Source organism: Moraxella ovis (assembly GCF_900453105.1).
GTDB lineage: Bacteria > Pseudomonadota > Gammaproteobacteria > Pseudomonadales > Moraxellaceae > Moraxella > Moraxella ovis.
In genome coordinates this window covers 792,645-810,033 of the sequence record NZ_UGPW01000001.1, presented here as the reverse complement: position 1 = coordinate 810,033, position 17,389 = coordinate 792,645, and the positions used below count along the sequence as shown (strand labels likewise).

Below are 17,389 nucleotides of genomic sequence, written 5' to 3'. Positions count from 1 at the left end.
ATGCATCAAAATGGCGTTCCGATAAAGAAATTCAGCTTAATCGGGCGCCCTTCTTCCTTGACGCCTGTCGCCACATCAACCCGCACTTGCCCAACCGGTGACGCCCATCGAATGCCAAGACCTGCGCCGATTTTGGTTTCGTTCTTGAAGTTTTTATCGTAGGCGTTACCCACATCCGCGAATGCTGCCACACGCAGTCCATTGAGTACCTCGTAGTTATATTCACCACTTACCACAGCCAGTGCCTGCCCGCCTGTCAGATAGCCTTTATCTGAGATGGGGGATAGACTTTCATAATTATAGCCGCGAATGCTCTGATCGCCGCCAGCGAAGAAACGCAGCTTATATGGCACATCATCAAAATTATCCGACCACAGATAGCCAGCATTGAGACTACCAATCACTTGATGGGCGCGATCCTTACCATAAGCATTATCACCAAAGCTATAGACACCGCCCACGCCTGCGCGCAAGATTGCCATGTTCGTATCGCTGATCACGCCTTTGGCACCGACCTCAAGCGAATAATTCTGACGATAACCTCGCATCGGATTTACCAGATTATCCGCAACTGTTTTATTGATCGCAAAGCCCGCCAGCAGCGCTTCTTGGGTTGGCTTACCATCAATGAATCGCACCGGCAAATCTTCCCAAGATTCAACAGGTGCGCCCGTCTCAAGCTCATCCAAGCGATAACGCAATGAATAGCTTCTGTTCCAGCCTGATTCTCTGATGATATTGCGGCTGATGCCATGTTGCAGCGTTCTTGTGCTTAGATCAAAGCCCAAGGTGCCGCCAATCTTCTCTTGGTCATAACTCAAAAAGGCCCGCAATTTATCATTTAAAGGATGGCTCATTGGCTTCGTGGCGTATAAGCTTAGACCTTTTTTATTTTCCGAGAAACGAACGTCTGCACCTGCTTGGTAGCCGCTTTTATTGATGAGATTATGCTCAAATTTGGTAATGAGTCGCACACCGCTATCAGAACCCCAACCCATACCGATCTGCGCATCTCTTGGTTTATCTGACATCACGAATATATACAGTGGCACTTTCTTATCAGCATAGACATCCTGCCGAGACTTACGTCCTTCTAACACTGGCAATTCTACATCTTCAGGAATGTTTAATTCATCCGCCGATTCATCAGGCAAAATCATCTTCGCCACACTACTCACCGCATCACTGATGCGCCCTAGAATGCTGCGCGATTTTTTGCGGGTGTCAGTCACCAGCAGGCGATCATTGGGCATGCTGTATAGCCTTTGAGCCTTTTGGGTGACGCGCGCAAGCTTATCTTGAATGACCTCAGAAGTGGTAAATTCAATCGGCGTCACTTCCATGCTTACACCATCGCCCAGATCGACAATCTCACCAGCATCGTCAGAATTGCTCGCCGCACTCTCAAAAGCGACCTCGTTACTAGCAGGTTCAGGGCTTGGCAGCACCAGCTCAGTATTCACCGCATTAAAATATCCTGTCGCGAGCAGATTATTACTTAAATTACGGACAGCGGTGCGGTTATAGGCATCACCCATATTAAAGGTGACAAGTTTTTTTAGTAGCTCTGATTTAACGGGCAATTTGGCAGGATCAGTGGTCAGCTTACCCGTCTCATCATCAAAGGTAAAAAACACCACCTCGTCAAATTCATATTGCTTGCCGCTGTCATAGACCAAGCTGACATCGGCAACGCTATCAGGCAAGATGACATCGACTGAATTATTCAGCCATTTACCATCAAAATAACCCTCTTCAGCACTCACATCAAGGACGCTCGATTTTGCCGCTTCGTAATTACCATGATGGAATATCTCATCTTGGTTTAGCTTGGCATCGTTCATCGCCTTTTGGTAAGATGGGTTATCAGCACCCTCTCCGCGCACTTCAAGCACTTGAGTTGCGACACGTACAGGCTCGCCAATGTCGTTAATAATCACATTAACTTTGCCAGCACCAACCTTGGTAATCTGCATGTCCACATCATAATAACCTACCGCACGCGCTGCCGAATCCGCCGTCTGACGAAGTCGCGGCAATGCGCTATTAAAGTCTGTAATACTCTCAGCAGTGATGTCCTCTAGTGCAGCCTTGATGTTGGCAAAGGGTTCTTGCTTTAGAGTAGACTTGTTAATTTTGGTGACTTTGGCACGCGATTCAGTATTGCTGATGATGGGCGTATTATTTTGATAAAACTCAGCCTCTACTCGTGCTACTGCTTCTACGCCGTCATTAAACAGTCGATTATACAGACGTTTGGCGACATTCGGGCGCTTGATTTCTTCCTCTTCAACCACCACCTCGGTAGCACCATCGCTCTCGACATATTCATATTCTGGGATGTATGCCGTTGGGTCGATGCCTCCGGTGCGCTCACCCTCCTCGTTAATGCCTAGCGTCCGCAGCGTATCAGGCGTTGGAATCTTAGTGATGGCAGTGACATCAAGCCCCATTGGCGTACTTTCTTGATCAATTCTTGAGATCAGATCGACATTTGACGACCGCACCATCAGGGTGTTTTGCTGGTTGGCCTCTTGTAATCTTGCCTCAATTTGCGCGGGTGTATAGAGTGGCACTTCTGCGATAAGCTGTGCAGATTCGATGGTTTTTTGATCGATGAGAGTCGGTGCGGCAGACTTGTCATTGGATTGATTGCCCAATTGCTCATCTGATGCATTAACTGCTACACCATTAGTATTCGCGCCCTGATTTGGATTGGCTGGTTGTTCGAGGATGGCAACTTGTGCCGACGCATAAGACGACAATGCCATCAGTACTGACACAGATATTGCCGTACGCACAGATTTTATGCGGTTCACGCTCGGTCGTCCGATGTTTGCCATCGCCATCATGTAGCCCTTTTGATTTTGAAATCGTGGTTTTTTATTGTCGCCATAGACATCAAAAAGATGTAAAAATTTCTTAAAAATTAAAGCTTAAAATAAAGATACCTGCTATTATAACAAACCAATCAATATTAACAACCATTTATTCTATGGCTTCGCAATTTTCTCTATTTAAGCATCGCCGTTTTAGCGCCATGTTTTTTACGCAGTTTTTGGGCGCATTTAACGATAACGTTTTTAAGCAGGCATTGATTTTAATTTTGACTTATGTCGCGGCTGCCAAGATGGGCATGGAGATTAGCCTGCTGAATAATTTGGCGGCATTGCTGTTTATTTTGCCATACTTCCTATTCTCGGCGTTGGCGGGACAAATTGCGGACAAATATGAAAAATCCAAACTCACTCAAGGCGTCAAACTGCTAGAAATCTGCATCATGGCGTTGGCGGCGATTGGGTTTTGGTTTGAGCTTTATTGGTTGTTATTCGTGGCGTTATTCCTGATGGGAACACAATCGACTTTTTTTGGGCCCATCAAATACGGCTATCTGCCAGAAGCCATGCGCAAAGATGAGCTGGTCGGCGCCAATGGCTTATTCCAAACCGGTACCAGCCTTGCCATCTTAACCGGTATGATGGCGGCCGGCGTGCTAACGCAGCTTGATCATTCAACCTTATGGCTCATCGTATCGACACTCTTTGTGGCAATCCTTGGTTACATCGCCTCACGACACCTACCAAAGACTACCCCGCAAGCCAAAGACTTAGCGATTAATTGGAACATCTTTAGTACCAGCTTTGATATTATTAAATATTTATACAGCTTGCCCTTGCTGTTCTTTGTGATTATTAGTAATAGTTGGTTTTGGTTTTATGGTGCAACCTTCTTAACTCAGACGCCTGAATTTAGCAAAGTCATCCTTCATGGCGATGAGTCAGTGGTTATCTTATTGCTCACGCTGTTCTCGATGGGCACGGCATTGGGTTCACTGCTATGCAAAACCCTAACCAAAAACCAAGTCAGCCTAAAGCTGCTACCCATCGGTATTCTAGGTCTTAGCGTATTTGCCATCGACCTATATCTGTCATTATCAAGCATCACCATTCAAGCACCAAGCACCCCTTACGGCATCAGTGCGCTAATGGACATGGATGGCACTTGGCGTGTGTTTGCTGATTTGTTCTTTTTGGGCTTTGCCGGTGGCGTGTACATCGTCCCCATGTATGCGTTCATGCAAGCTTACGCACCGGTCAGCCACCGTTCGCGTGTCGTTGGCGCGAATAACATCTTTAACGCCATCTTTATGGTAGGCTCGGCGGTATTTTCGATCATCATTTTGACAATGTTAAAATTAAGCTTGCCGCAGCTATTTTTGATCACAGGCGTTCTAAATGCCATCTTTGGAATTTTTTTATACAAAAAACTTAAAAAATACCTAAACACCATGACCCCAAGTAATAACGATTTGCCATTATGAGTATCGATCTGCTTAGTGGATCATGTTTTAAAGTTACAACTAAGCAACATTTTGCCACCAAAAACTGTGAAAAAATTTATGAACTTATTAAGATAAATCTGTTATGATTGGCAAAATTTATTATTTAGCGTTTATTAAGGACATCAACATGAAAAAACTTACCGTTCTGGCTCTAAGTCTAACTTTATTAGGCTTTGGCAGTGCACAGGCTCACGCCCAAGCCAAAAACACCAAGGCAAAAACCACCAAAACCGCTAAGACACCGGCAAAAAAAGCAGCGCCCAAAGCTGAAGCACCAGCTGTATCAGAAGATACGCCAACTGTTGAGCAATTGACCGCAGGTGTCAGCACTCCTCAAAGCCCAAAGATGCGCAGCGAGATCACAACCAAGATCGTTAATAATAACGCCGCTGACCTACTGACATCACCCATCAAAGGTCTGCCAACACCTGCCGTATCGGTAAGCGGCGTTGAGAACGTTCCAACCGTTCACACCCCTGCCAACAAAGCGGGTACGATTCTGCTAGACACCACACTCATGGATGAATTCATTACTGTGGTATCGCCGAATGCACGCCACTATCCGCCAAGCTTCCCAAATCCAACCACTGAATATCTATCTACTCAGAACGTGAAGCACTTGGCTGATTGGATTGAGCCCTATGCCAGCGCGCCTGACGCTTCGTTTGATGTGGTACTGCGTGCAGCCAAACTTAACGGCATCGCTCGCAACCTAAACGTCGGCGCAGAATACTCTGTTCGCGCATCTAATCACATGCAAAAAGCCCTGCGCCTAAACCCAGAGCACCCTGAAGCCAACTTCCTACTTGGCATGATGATCAGTGAGGCAGGCGGCTTTAATGAAGGTAAAAAATACCTAGAAAAAGCAGCCTCATTAGGTTACACCGAAGCAGAGCAAAGCCTTGCTCAGTCTGACCTACTGACCGACAACAAAGAAGGCGCACTAAACCGCCTAAGACAACTACAAGCACAGCACCCTGACAACACCCAAATCGCTGAGCAACTCCGCATCATCGAAGAAGGCGGCTATTATATCTGGCGCTCTAACGACAAAACGCCGTTGAACATCAAGCCAGTCAGCCAAGAATAAACGTGTAGCAGTAAATAATACTTTACACACCAATCCGTCTTTGGGTATCATACCGAAGACGGATTTTTTATTTTACAAAACACACAAACCGGCCAATCGGTTTTTATTAAAATTTATGAAAAACAACTCGCCAAATCAGCATTAACACTTAGCTTGGGCGCCCTTATCATGACAGGGTGTGCAAGCCTTACCTCACCCAAGCAGATGCAAGCGCGCATCATTGAGACCACACGTAATAACATCACGACCACGCCTAGGGTTAGTAGCTTATCTAATTCAATATTATTAGTTTCGGGTCTGACCCAAGACAGCTACATGGCGGACTTTGATTCTTGTTTGAACGATTTAGGTTCAGCTTTCTTTGGTGATCAATTTGACCGTGAAGGATTGGTACTATTGGCAGAATTACACTACACGCAAGCATTGCATTTGACCGAAAAATGGAGTGCAAACCTGCCTTAAATCGACCGCCCATCGATGACTATTACGCCAATGCACCCATTGACGAAGAGGCCAAGCAGGCTCAAGCCAAAGCACGCAAAGACTGCCTTGAAGGCTATCGCGATGCATTGTACAAAACCATCGCTTTTAGCTATGGCTATCTATTCTTTGATAGCTTCACCAACCAAAACACCCAAAAACCACCCATCATCACTGACAGCAACATACGCGCCCAAGACCTCTACCACGTCTCAGTAAACGCACTCATCCAAGAGGTCTATAAGCAGCAAGATGGTGCTTTTGGCGACGCCGATCAACAAAACAAAAACCAGCACAATCCAACATTCAATCAAATCAACATCTCTACGCTTACCACTCAGAGTAAAGATGGCGGCACTCAAACACTCAACCTAAATATCGCCAAAGAACACTAAGAGCTGCACGACCTACAGAATTCCAAGGTCGGTGCACTGTCAGATCTTATTTCAATTTATGATTATCGCTTGACAGATTTACAGGTGAATAGTACGCGCTCAGGTATTGGTGTTGGCTTTGTTGGTTCACTACAAGATCGATACAGCGCGCCGACATTAAGCAGTCTAACCACCAGTGCGGACGCGGATAATGACGACATCAAATCACAAATTCACCCGATGGGTCATCTGCTACTGACCGCCATCATCACCCCAAAGGGCAATACATTAAAGGATGCCTTGCTCGCTGATGAATTTGATGCGTATTTTTTTGACCCTTATGCCACTAAGGAAGTGAACATTCTGGGTAAGAGCTATCCACTTTCTACCAGCTTCTCATCCACCTATGCGACATGGCTGTCAGAGAATAACCTACAACGTGCCAGTCTATTAAACATGATCGCCAAAAAAGATAGCGCGAAGATGCCTGAGCTGTTCATGTTATCACCACACAACCCAAATCAAAAAGTTATCATCATAATTCATGAGCTCGCCTTCAGTCCTACCACTTGGGTGAATCTAACCAACAATCTGCTTGCAGATCCTATTCTGCGTGACAATTATCAGTGTAGCAGGTCTTTTATGCGAAGAACTTACCCATCCTCGAAAACCGCTATCAAATCCATAAGCTCATTAATCAAAGTTTCAGTAACACTGATCCAACGGGCACCAATCCTGCCAGCCAGAACGCGATATTGATTGGACACAGCATGGGCGGTGTTATCTCAAGGATGCTGCTGTCCGATGATGAGCTTTTGCCAAAACTTAGCACATTAGAAAATAGAGACCCGTCCGACAGCGAAATCATCGAAGACACCGTCAAAGCTGCAACCGACACCGATGAATTAGCGATGAGCCACAAATAAAATCTCGCCGCTTCTAGACTGCTCACCAAGGCCTATAACGATGAGTTAAGCGAGAGATTCACGCTAAGATCTCTGCCACAGGTCGGTACTGCTGTATTTATCTCAGCGCCATTTCGCGGAACGGATTATGCCGACCGATGGTTTACCCGTGCAGCACGTCATGTCATTCGCCTGCCGCTTAATCTGACCAAAAGCATCACCGAAACCATTGCAAACATCGGCGTAGAAGACAATATCGAAAACAGCCTATTAGGATCGCTGTACCTACAAAACGGTGCCGATCAGCTTTCTGATCGCTCTGCCTTTGTTAAATTAACCGCCTATATCAACATCAAAGATGGTATTCGTTATCACACCATCGTTGGTGATCATCAAGGTCTGGCATCGAACGATGACGCTACTGTGCGCACTGGAGATCTGTCGGATGGTATCGTGCCTTATACCAGCTCGCATCTTGAAAATGTCAATAGCGAGACCATCATCACAGGCAGACACAATATTCACGAAAACCCAAAAACCATCCTACAACTGCGCAAAATTCCACACGAAGAGATTGATACACCCAGACCTAATGCAAATAAGCCTGAATCACCAAAAGACAGCTTAGCACCTGCCGAGCAGAATATGGATGATCTAGAAGAATTGGAAATTACAAAAGAATCAGGAAGATTAGATATTTTAAATGAATCAGAAAGCCTAAATGGTTTAGAAAATTCGGAAGCTTTGAAAGATTTGGAAATTTCAGAGGAAGTTACAGAGCTTTTACAAGATTCGCTTACGATAGAATAAAAAAACCCCGAGATTCTCGGGGTTTTTTTATTAATCAATGATTATTCATCATCTTCTTCAGCAGCTGGTGCATCTTCAGATAGGATGGTAACCAAGATCTCTGCAGAGATGTCGTGGTGAAGTTGGATGGTAACTTTGTACTCACCTACTTGACGGAATGGACCTTCAGGCAGTTTAACTTCAACGCGGTCAACTTCTAGACCAGACTTAGTCAATGCGTCTGCGATGTCGCGAGTACCGATAGAGCCAAATAGCTTACCTTCGTCGCCAGACTTAGCGCGCATGATGACGTTAACATCTGCTAGAGCGTCAGCACGTTTTTGAGCTTCTTGTAGCTCTTTAGCTTCTTGAGCTTCTAGCTCTGCACGACGTGCTTCGAATTTAGCGATGTTCGCTTCGTTTGCAGGTAGCGCTTTGCCTTGTGGGATTAGGTAGTTACGACCATAACCCGCTTTTACTTCAACAGTCTCGCCAAGTTTACCAAGATTAACGACACGCTGTAATAGAATAACTTGCATGATTTTTCTCCGTTAATTACTTGTGATTGTCGGTGTATGGCAATAGTGCCAAGTAACGAGCTTGTTTGATGGCAACGGCTAGCTGACGTTGGTATTTGTTAGAAGTACCAGTGATACGACTAGGAACGATTTTACCATTTTCGCTGATGTATTGCTTTAGAAGTTCTACATCTTTGAAATCGATGTGAGTGATGCCTTCAGCTGTGAAACGGCAGAATTTACGACGACGATAGAAACGTGCCATGAGTTATCTCCTTAAATTATTCGCTGTCAGCAGCGCCGTTCTCACTTTCAGTAGTGCGAACGTCGTTACGACGGTTGGCTTTGCGAGTGCGCTTGTCTTCTGCTTCTTTCGCCAGTGGCGATTGTTCAGTGATGGCGCTGTCACGGCGGATAACTAGGCTACGGATGATCGCATCGTTGTATTTGAATAGCTCTTCTAGCTGTGCTAGAGTTGCTTCATCACATTCGATATTCAGTAGCACGTAGTGTGCTTTGTGGATTTTATTGATTGGGTAAGCCAATTGACGGCGACCCCAGTCTTCTAAACGATGGTTAGAACCACCATTTTCTTCTACTAGTGTACGGTATTTAGTTACCATGTCGGCAACTTGGTTGCTTTGATCTGGATGAACCAGTAGCACCACTTCATAATGTCTCATAAGGACTCCCTACGGATTAAAACAGCCACCATCTTATGATGATAGCAAGGAGATGTGAGTTTGAATAAAAATCACAAGGCGCATATTATACACAAAAATTTAAAATTTTCAAGCTAAATATGCGCTACAGCCGAATATTTATAGATACATCACTAAATAAAAAAGCCGACATTGCGACTTTTTTATGTATTCACGAATTAATTCACCTGCTCAGAATCAGCCATGAGCTGCTTTTGGGCTTCGATACGTGCTAATTCTTCTTTTTTGGCGGCGTCACTTTCGATGACGCTGCGTAGCATCTGCCAAATCGCACCAATCACCAAAAATGCCGCAAAGGTTGCAAGAATCGGCAAACTGGCTGACACCATGCCCGCAAAGTCTTTCATTAATAAAGCATAGAACACACCCACAATCGCAGGGGCAAGCGCACCCGACTCACCTTCTGCACTACCAGGTGCCAACAACACCGCCGCCACGAATGCTAGGCTAATACCACGAATGCCACGCGGCAAAATACGCGCAAACAACATCCAAAGCAACAATACAATCAAGGATGCGATAACATAAACTAATAGAGGCAACTGTGCATCAGGCACGCCATCAACGAGCTTCGTCCACCAAATCAAAAAAGTCGCCAAACTCTCACTGATTGAGTCTAAAGGCAGGTTTTTAATCCATTCCATACAAATAACTTCTTAAAAAACTACTGTTATTTTACCACAATTTTGCCAAAAAATTATCTTCCGACAACAATAGCTAACAAAATCACCACAAAACAGATGCCTTACCTGCCCATAATTCTGCCACGAAAATTATTGCAACTAATTGATATTAATCGTATTTTTTATCTTGTAGTGCTTTGGCTTTTGCCATGGCTTGCGCTACCAAAATATCGGCAGGTGGCGCTTGGACATAATAACCCTGTTCGGCAAGCTTTGCCTTTACTTCATTGATATCAGCTCGGGCTAACTTATCGCGAGCGCTTAGATCCAAATGCATGACAAAAGTTCCCAAGCCTAATTTCTTACGAATATCGGCGGGCAGCACGCCTAACCAATCCTTGATCTCATCGGTGTCATTAGGATAATCTGGGCGAGCAATATAAACGTACCAGTCTTCATTTTTTGCAAATTTATAAACATCACAATGCATAACGTCACTCACGTCTTGATACAATTAAAGAAAATTCACCGATTTTGGCTTTTGCGGAATTATTTTACAAAAAGCCAAAAATTTTACTTGTAAATTGTAGCATTATTTTTCATAATAAAGGTGTTTTTCAGGAGAGAATTATCGCAGCTTATCGCAAGCATCGGCGCATAATCACCGAAGGCGTAATGTTGAAAATTGCAAAAGCAATCTTAAAACCCCTATAATCGCTCAGGTAAAAGGACTGAAAAACTTAGTTTATCTATCTAAAGACAAGCTAACCACTCTGGAGAGCTTGCCATTTTTTAAGTGGCAACACCGAAGGGAAGAAGTAATTTTTGAATTACGAAAATCTCAGGTATCAGGACAGATGGGGTGTGTTGAAATTCGTTTTATCGCATGAATGGAATGAATTTTACAGGAATTTTGAAGTTGCTGGGTAAATTAACTTTTGTGATTATCATCTTAATCCCAAAAGTTAATTTACATCGGTTAATTTTATAAATAAGGAAACACACTCATGACACAGCGCACCCCCCTATTTGACGCTCACACCGCCCATAATGGCAAACTTGTGGATTTTGGCGGTTGGGAATTGCCTGTCAATTATGGCTCACAAATTGACGAACACAACGCCGTGCGGACAGACGCAGGGATGTTTGACGTCTCTCACATGCTAGTTACAGACGTAACGGGCGACAACGCCAAAGCCTTTTTACAAAAACTGCTCGCCAACGATGTTGCTAAATTGTCCTTTGTCGGCAAGGCTTTATATTCTGGCATGCTAAACGACAAAGGCGGCGTCATCGATGACCTAATCGTCTATCGCATGAACGAAGACGAGACCGCTTATCGCATCGTCTCAAACGGGGCAACCCGTGAAAAAGACTCTACTCACTTTGCCAAAATTGGTAATGACTTTGGCGTAACGCTCGCCCCCCGCTATGATGTCGCCATGCTTGCTGTACAAGGGCGAAACGCCATTGCCAAGCTACTGACCGTTAAGCCTGAATGGGCGGAGAAAGTAAACACTCTAAAACCCTTTGTCGGTGTGGACTTAGGCGGTGATTGGTTTGTCGCTCGCACAGGCTACACAGGCGAAGACGGTGTGGAAGTGGTCATGCCAGCAGATGAAGCGGTTGGATTTTTTGATGAGCTTGTCAAAGCAGGTGTCGCCCCATGCGGACTTGGGGCAAGAGACACCCTAAGAATGGAAGCAGGTATGAACCTATACGGCAACGATATGACGGACGATGTCAGCCCCCTTGAAGCAGGTATGGCGTGGACGGTGGATTTAAAAGATGAAAACCGTGATTTTGTTGGTAAATCCGCCCTTGTCGCCCTAAAAAATGACGGTGTTAAAGTCCGCCAAGTCGGTCTATTGCTTGCCAAAGGCGGTGTACTGCGTGCAGGTATGGAAGTTGTTACCGATAATGGCAATGGCATGACCACAAGTGGCGTATTCTCCCCAAGTCTTAACCAATCTATCGCAATCGCTCGTGTCCCTGCCGACTTTAAGGGCGAGACTGCCAAAGTCATCATGCGTGGCAAAGAAGTGGACGTGCGTGTATTAAAATTGCCGTTTGTGAGAAATGGTAAAAAGCAGTTTGATTGATATATGAAAAATAAAGTAAGTTTTATTGCAGTCGAACTGTTCACTTGCTTGGTACAATCTGCAATATTCTTTCTTATTAGTGTATTTATAAGTAATTTTTTTCAAGACGAGAAAGGTTTAGAAAGTTTCATATTCTCAAAAATAAATAATCTTACGTTAAAAGAGTTTATGTTTACCTGTTTTGCTGTAATTATTATTGCAGGATTGTTAACTCTATTCGATAGAATATTTAAAAATATGAATGAAGGCCTTCCTTTTCTTGAAAAAGCAATTGATAAAACATTGATTGAAATACCAAAGACCCTATATTTATTGTCAAGTTCTATTGGTACATTAGGTATTGTTGTTGGATTTATTTCAGATAATCAACATATAATTATAATGTACTCAATTATTTGGATTTCTTATTTTATATTTGGTTGTTGTTTAAGTTTTTTATTAACCCCCCAAAATTAGGAGTTTTTTATGAGCAATATCCCAAGCGAACTAAAATATGTCGCCAGCCACGAATGGCTAAAGCTAGAAGATGACGGTATCATCACCGTTGGCATTACCGACCATGCCCAAGATTTGCTTGGCGATGTGGTATTTGTAGAATTGCCAGAAGTGGGTGCTGTTGTAGAAGCCGACCAAGAAATCGCTGTTGTTGAATCGGTCAAAGCAGCAAGTGATGTCTATGCCCCAATCGCAGGCGAAATCGTAGAAATCAACGAAGAGCTTGTAGATGCACCAGAGCTTGCCAACGAAGACCCATACGGCAAAGCGTGGTTCTTTAAAGTCAAGCCTACTAACGCTGCTGATTATGACGGCTTGATGACTGCGGACGAGTACGAAAACAGCCTGTAAGTAAAAAATCCAAGTGTAAGTCATGATGATTTATGCTTGGATTTGTTTTTGGATTTTACAAATTTAAAAACAGCTTGCAAAAGTAGAATGCGTATAACACACCGTTTTGAGGTAATTTTCAGAACAGGTGTGTGATATGCACTCTTTTCAAGCCCAATTTAATAAAAAATCTCATTGCAAAGTGCTATTTTTTATTAAATTCCCAACCTTGATTATAAGGATTCTATCATGACCTTAAACACCTTTAATGATTTGTTTAACCAAAACGCCTTTGTGGAGCGTCATTTGGGCAACAAACAAGACGATGAAACCAAACTTCTAAAAACCGTTGGTTTTGAAAATCTTGATGCCTTTATTGATGCGGTCGTTCCCCAGTCGGTACGCATTAACCGTCCGCTTGATTTGCCAAGTGCCACAACCGAGCATGAAGCCCTTGCCAAACTGCGTGGTATGGCGGACAAAATCACGGTTGCCAAAAGCTATATCGGACAAGGCTACTCGCCCACTCGCCTGCCTGCGGTGATTCAGCGAAATGTGCTAGAAAACCCTGGCTGGTACACCGCCTACACCCCTTATCAAGCCGAGATTGCCCAAGGTCGCCTAGAAGCCCTGCTAAATTTCCAACAAGTGTGCATTGACCTAACGGGCATGGAGCTTGCTGGGGCAAGTCTGCTTGATGAAGCAACTGCGAGTGCCGAAGCCATGGCAATGGCAAAACGTGTGAGCAAATCAAAATCCAATGCCTTTTTTGTGGACGAGCGTACCTATCCGCAGACCCTTGATGTCATTCGTACTCGTGCCAAATATTTTGGTTTTGATGTGGTGGTGGGCGATTTTGACGTTGCCAAAAATGGCGAGTTTTTTGGGGCGTTTTTCCAATACGTTGGTAAAGACGGCGACGTGGTGGACTTGACCGATATTATCGCAAACGTCAAAGAAAAAGGGGCATATTCCATTGTCGCAAGCGATATCATGAGCCTTGTACTGCTTAAATCCCCTGCCGACATGGGGGCGGACATTGCCCTTGGTAGCACTCAGCGTTTTGGCGTGCCAATGGGTTTTGGGGGCCCGCACGCTGCCTATTTTGCCTTTAAAGACAAAGACAAACGCTCTGCCCCTGGTCGTATCATCGGCGTGTCAAAAGACGCACAAGGCAACACCGCCCTGCGCATGGCACTGCAAACCCGAGAGCAACATATCCGCCGTGAAAAAGCCAACTCAAACATTTGTACAAGCCAAGTGTTGCTTGCCAACCTAGCAGGTATGTATGCGGTGTATCACGGGGCGAGCGGTCTAAAACGCATTGCCGCACGCATTCACGCCCTAGCGGTCGCTTTTGCCAAGGCGGTAAAATCGGCAGGGCTAAACGTACGTCATGACGTGTTTTTTGATACTGTGCTTGTGGATTTTGACAATCAAGAACAAGCCGACAAGCTGTACGCCCTTGCCAGCAAAAAAGGCTATAATCTCTGGAAGCATGACAATCACGGCATTTCTGTGTCATTTCATGAATTGACCGAAAGAGATGAATTTGATGAATTGTGCAAAATTTTTGGGGCGACAGGCGAGCTTGACAAAGCAGAAGTGATTTTGGGCGAACTACTTCGCACAGATGACATTCTCACGCACCCAACTTTTAACAGCTATCACACCGAACACGAAATGCTCCGCTATCTTAAATCCTTAGAAGATAAGGATTTGGCGATGAACCGTTCTATGATTTCACTCGGTTCTTGCACAATGAAATTAAACGCCACAAGCGAGATGTTGCCGATTACCTGGAATGAGTTTGCAAATGTTCACCCATTTGCCCCAAAAGGGCAAGTAACAGGCTATCATGAGATGATTGAAAGCCTACAAGCCCAACTGCGAGCAATCACAGGCTTTGATGAGATTAGTATGCAAGCCAACTCTGGTGCGTCTGGCGAGTATGCAGGGCTGTTGCTCATTCGCCGTTATCATGAAAGCCGTGGCGAGAGCGGACGTGATGTCTGCCTAATCCCACGCTCGGCACATGGCACCAACCCTGCAACCGCCCAAATGCTTGGCATGAAAGTCGTGGTGGTGGGAACCGATGACAAAGGCAACGTGGACGTGGCGGATTTACAAGCCAAATGTGAAGAGTACAGCGAGCGTTTGGGTGCCTTGATGATTACCTATCCGTCCACGCATGGCGTGTATGAAGAAGGCATTCGTGATATTTGCGAACTTATCCACAAGCATGGCGGACAGGTGTACATGGACGGGGCGAACATGAACGCCCAAGTGGCGATTATGCAACCTGCGGACGTGGGGGCGGACGTGCTACACATGAACCTGCACAAAACCTTCTGTATCCCACATGGTGGCGGTGGTCCTGGTATGGGTCCAATCGGTCTAAAATCGCACCTTGCCCCATTCATGCCAAGCCACAGCGTAACAGGCGTGATGAATGCCCCTGACGGTCAAGGCTCGGTGTCATCATCCGCTTATGGTTCGGCAAGCATTTTGCCAATCTCGTGGATGTATATCACGATGATGGGGGCGGACGGTCTGCTATCAGCGACAAAACGTGCCTTATTGAACGCCAACTATGTCGCCAAATCACTAGAAAATGACTATCCGATTTTGTACACGGACAAAAATGGCTTTGTCGCTCACGAATGTATCGTGGACATTCGCCCACTAAAAGAAGAGACAGGAATTAGCGAAACCGACATTGCCAAACGCTTGATGGACTATGGCTTTCACGCTCCGACCATGTCATTCCCTGTGGCAGGTACGCTCATGATTGAGCCAACCGAGTCCGAAAGCGTGGACGAGCTTGACCGCTTTGTCTCGGCATTGAAGCAAATCAAACAAGAAGCCCTAAAAGTCAAGGCAGGAACAGACGGTTGGACGGCGGACGACAACCCGCTCGTCAATGCCCCACACACCGCCTTTGTGGTAACGGAAGGCGAATGGACGCACCCATACAGCCGTGAAGAAGCGGTGTTCCCCCTGCCCTATATCAAGGCTCATAAATTCTGGCCGAGCGTGGGGCGTGTGGATGATGTGTATGGGGATAAGAATTTGATTTGTTCTTGTCCGAGTATTGATAATTATGAAGATTGATTGTTAATCATCAAATCAAAAATACCGCTCTTTTGGGCGGTATTTTCTTGTGGTACTGTTAGTAATTTAGCAATAAAAAAAACACCCAGATCACTTTGGGTGTTTTTTAGTTTGACTTATCTTTTCATTAATTTATCAAACACCAAACCAACAATCAAACCTACAATGGCAAAAGGAAGCCATTCCATAGAGTATTCTTTTAAAGGAATACTTACGCCTGCCACCGACAATACTGACACGACCGTAACTAGCGCTAAGCTGACTCGCTTGGCGATGATGGGTAAGGGCTTGATGATGTTTAGACCCAATAGAATTAGCGCTGTCATGGTAATCGGATACAGCACCAATAGCACAGGGATGGATTTGCTAATGACCGCACTCAAGCCTTGATTGGCAAGCACAAAACCAATCAGAGTAAAGATAATAACATAAGCCTTATAGGATAGGTTGATGCCACCAATCTTAGGGAAAGTCTCATGGAAATATTCAGACGCTGACACCGTCAGCCCCACAGTCGTGGTCAGACACGCCAAAGAGGCAATCAATCCAAGCACCACGCCACCTGCCGAACCAAAGCCTAGTACTGCCGATTTATTCAAAATAAACGTACCGATGTTCTGCCCTTTGTCCGCGACTTGCGTCAGCTCATCTGCCGATATGGGCAAATGATTACCAATCCAGCCTAGCGACAGATAGATGAGTGCCAACGCAGACGTGGCGATCAGACCTGCCTTTGTGGTCTCAGCGAATAGATTTGCCCCCTTGCCTGCTTTTTGGCTGATGGCACTCATCACGACCACCGAGAACGCTACAGACGCAATCATGTCCATGGTATTATACCCCTCCAAGAATCCAGCAAAGAACACCTTACCTTGGTAGCCGTCTGTGGCAATGCTGGCAGGATTACCGCCTAATTTTACAAAAGACATCACGATAAGAGCCAGCACCGTAACGAGTAGCACAGGCGTTAACACCGAGCCGATACGGTCAACAAGCTTATTAGGGCTAATTGATAGCCACAGCGAGATGGCATAATAGATCACGGTGAAGATGAGTAGATTTGTCCAGCTTGGCGCATCCACAAACGGTACAATCGCCATCTCATACGCCACCGCCCCTGTGCGTGGAATGACAAAAAACGGAGCAATGGTCAAATAAATCGCCGATAGCAACGCCACTGAAAACCAAGGATGAATCTTGGCAAGAGCAGATTGATAACCACCCTCATATTTTGAGCCAATCATCAAGCCCACCAACGGCAAGCCCACACCCGCTAGGATAAAGCCCAAAATGGCAGGGGTGAAAAACTGCCCGCTCTCAAAGCCTAATTTGGGCGGAAAAATCAAATTGCCCGAGCCAAAGAAAAAGGCAAAGAGCATAAAGCCGATGATTAGGGTATTTTTGTTCATAACGCACATCTAAATTAATAAAAACGCATTATTTTAGCAATGTTTACCCATAAAACACATCGGTTATTTTTATTATAATAATTTTTTATAAATATT

General features: G+C 45.1%; 18 protein-coding genes and 2 riboswitches. Of the genes, 11 read left to right on the top strand and 7 right to left on the bottom strand.

The window, feature by feature from the left end:
• Window positions 1–5 precede the first annotated feature (5 nt).
• Entirely contained in the window at window positions 6–2,849 is a 2,844-nt protein-coding gene (locus DYD54_RS04080) for an autotransporter assembly complex protein TamA (protein ID WP_256594027.1), read from the bottom strand.
• A 146-nt stretch (window positions 2,850–2,995) separates the two neighbouring features.
• Here DYD54_RS04080 and DYD54_RS04075 point away from each other — a divergent pair, with 146 nt between their 5' ends.
• The 7 genes from DYD54_RS04075 (at window position 2,996) to DYD54_RS11730 (ending at window position 8,001) form a co-directional block, all read left to right on the top strand.
• Window positions 2,996–4,321, top strand: a complete 1,326-nt coding sequence (locus tag DYD54_RS04075) for an MFS transporter (protein ID WP_063513853.1) — start codon at window positions 2,996–2,998, stop codon at window positions 4,319–4,321.
• A gap of 148 nt (window positions 4,322–4,469) precedes the next feature.
• Window positions 4,470–5,432, top strand: coding sequence for a tetratricopeptide repeat protein (locus DYD54_RS04070; RefSeq protein WP_146740119.1), 963 nt, complete (start codon window positions 4,470–4,472; stop codon window positions 5,430–5,432).
• Between the two features lie 168 nt (window positions 5,433–5,600).
• Window positions 5,601–5,894, top strand: a complete 294-nt coding sequence (locus DYD54_RS11750) for a hypothetical protein (protein ID WP_228703595.1) — start codon at window positions 5,601–5,603, stop codon at window positions 5,892–5,894.
• A complete protein-coding gene (locus DYD54_RS11745; protein ID WP_063513850.1) occupies window positions 5,873–6,307 on the top strand; it encodes a hypothetical protein in 435 nt (144 codons plus the stop codon). The genes DYD54_RS11750 and DYD54_RS11745 overlap by 22 nt, the downstream gene beginning before the upstream one ends.
• A 69-nt stretch (window positions 6,308–6,376) precedes the next feature.
• Window positions 6,377–7,045, top strand: coding sequence for a hypothetical protein (locus tag DYD54_RS11740; protein WP_063513849.1), 669 nt, complete (start codon window positions 6,377–6,379; stop codon window positions 7,043–7,045).
• On the top strand, window positions 7,042–7,212 hold the full coding sequence (locus DYD54_RS11735) for a lipase family protein (RefSeq protein WP_256594026.1): 171 nt from the start codon (window positions 7,042–7,044) through the stop codon (window positions 7,210–7,212). The genes DYD54_RS11740 and DYD54_RS11735 overlap by 4 nt, the downstream gene beginning before the upstream one ends.
• 402 nt (window positions 7,213–7,614) lie before the next feature.
• The gene (locus DYD54_RS11730) at window positions 7,615–8,001 is read left to right on the top strand and encodes a hypothetical protein (RefSeq protein WP_063513848.1); all 387 of its coding nucleotides are present in this window, start codon (window positions 7,615–7,617) and stop codon (window positions 7,999–8,001) included.
• Between the two features lie 41 nt (window positions 8,002–8,042).
• Here the strand turns inward: DYD54_RS11730 and rplI are convergent, their stop codons facing one another.
• The 5 genes from rplI to DYD54_RS04040 all read right to left on the bottom strand — a co-directional run bounded on the left by rplI (window position 8,043) and on the right by DYD54_RS04040 (window position 10,333).
• The gene (gene rplI / locus DYD54_RS04060) at window positions 8,043–8,519 is read right to left on the bottom strand and encodes a 50S ribosomal protein L9 (protein WP_046698015.1); all 477 of its coding nucleotides are present in this window, start codon (window positions 8,517–8,519) and stop codon (window positions 8,043–8,045) included.
• A gap of 16 nt (window positions 8,520–8,535) precedes the next feature.
• The gene (gene rpsR, locus DYD54_RS04055) at window positions 8,536–8,763 is read right to left on the bottom strand and encodes a 30S ribosomal protein S18 (protein WP_036362032.1); all 228 of its coding nucleotides are present in this window, start codon (window positions 8,761–8,763) and stop codon (window positions 8,536–8,538) included.
• A gap of 16 nt (window positions 8,764–8,779) precedes the next feature.
• The gene (rpsF, locus tag DYD54_RS04050) at window positions 8,780–9,181 is read right to left on the bottom strand and encodes a 30S ribosomal protein S6 (protein WP_036362029.1); all 402 of its coding nucleotides are present in this window, start codon (window positions 9,179–9,181) and stop codon (window positions 8,780–8,782) included.
• A 197-nt stretch (window positions 9,182–9,378) separates the two neighbouring features.
• Window positions 9,379–9,864, bottom strand: coding sequence for a hypothetical protein (locus DYD54_RS04045; protein WP_063513847.1), 486 nt, complete (start codon window positions 9,862–9,864; stop codon window positions 9,379–9,381).
• Window positions 9,865–10,012: 148 nt separating this feature from the next.
• Entirely contained in the window at window positions 10,013–10,333 is a 321-nt protein-coding gene (locus DYD54_RS04040; protein ID WP_063514960.1) for a YcgL domain-containing protein, read from the bottom strand.
• A 118-nt stretch (window positions 10,334–10,451) separates the two neighbouring features.
• A riboswitch (glycine riboswitch) is annotated at window positions 10,452–10,587 on the top strand.
• A 19-nt stretch (window positions 10,588–10,606) separates the two neighbouring features.
• Window positions 10,607–10,710, top strand: a riboswitch (glycine riboswitch).
• A gap of 140 nt (window positions 10,711–10,850) precedes the next feature.
• On the opposite strand from DYD54_RS04040, the gene gcvT reads away from it, so the two are divergent.
• The 4 genes from gcvT to gcvP all read left to right on the top strand — a co-directional run bounded on the left by gcvT (window position 10,851) and on the right by gcvP (window position 15,884).
• The gene (gene gcvT, locus DYD54_RS04035; protein ID WP_063513846.1) at window positions 10,851–11,945 is read left to right on the top strand and encodes a glycine cleavage system aminomethyltransferase GcvT; all 1,095 of its coding nucleotides are present in this window, start codon (window positions 10,851–10,853) and stop codon (window positions 11,943–11,945) included.
• 3 nt (window positions 11,946–11,948) lie between these two features.
• On the top strand, window positions 11,949–12,401 hold the full coding sequence (locus tag DYD54_RS04030) for a hypothetical protein (protein WP_063513845.1): 453 nt from the start codon (window positions 11,949–11,951) through the stop codon (window positions 12,399–12,401).
• Between the two features lie 9 nt (window positions 12,402–12,410).
• Window positions 12,411–12,791 carry a glycine cleavage system protein GcvH gene (gcvH, locus tag DYD54_RS04025; RefSeq protein ID WP_063513844.1) on the top strand — a complete coding sequence of 127 codons (381 nt, stop codon included), beginning with the start codon at window positions 12,411–12,413 and terminating at the stop codon, window positions 12,789–12,791.
• A 228-nt stretch (window positions 12,792–13,019) separates the two neighbouring features.
• The gene (gene gcvP / locus DYD54_RS04020; RefSeq protein ID WP_063513843.1) at window positions 13,020–15,884 is read left to right on the top strand and encodes an aminomethyl-transferring glycine dehydrogenase; all 2,865 of its coding nucleotides are present in this window, start codon (window positions 13,020–13,022) and stop codon (window positions 15,882–15,884) included.
• 116 nt (window positions 15,885–16,000) lie between these two features.
• On the opposite strand, the gene brnQ is transcribed toward gcvP, so the two are convergent.
• Window positions 16,001–17,293, bottom strand: a complete 1,293-nt coding sequence (brnQ, locus tag DYD54_RS04015; RefSeq protein WP_063513842.1) for a branched-chain amino acid transport system II carrier protein — start codon at window positions 17,291–17,293, stop codon at window positions 16,001–16,003.
• Window positions 17,294–17,389: the final 96 nt, after the last annotated feature.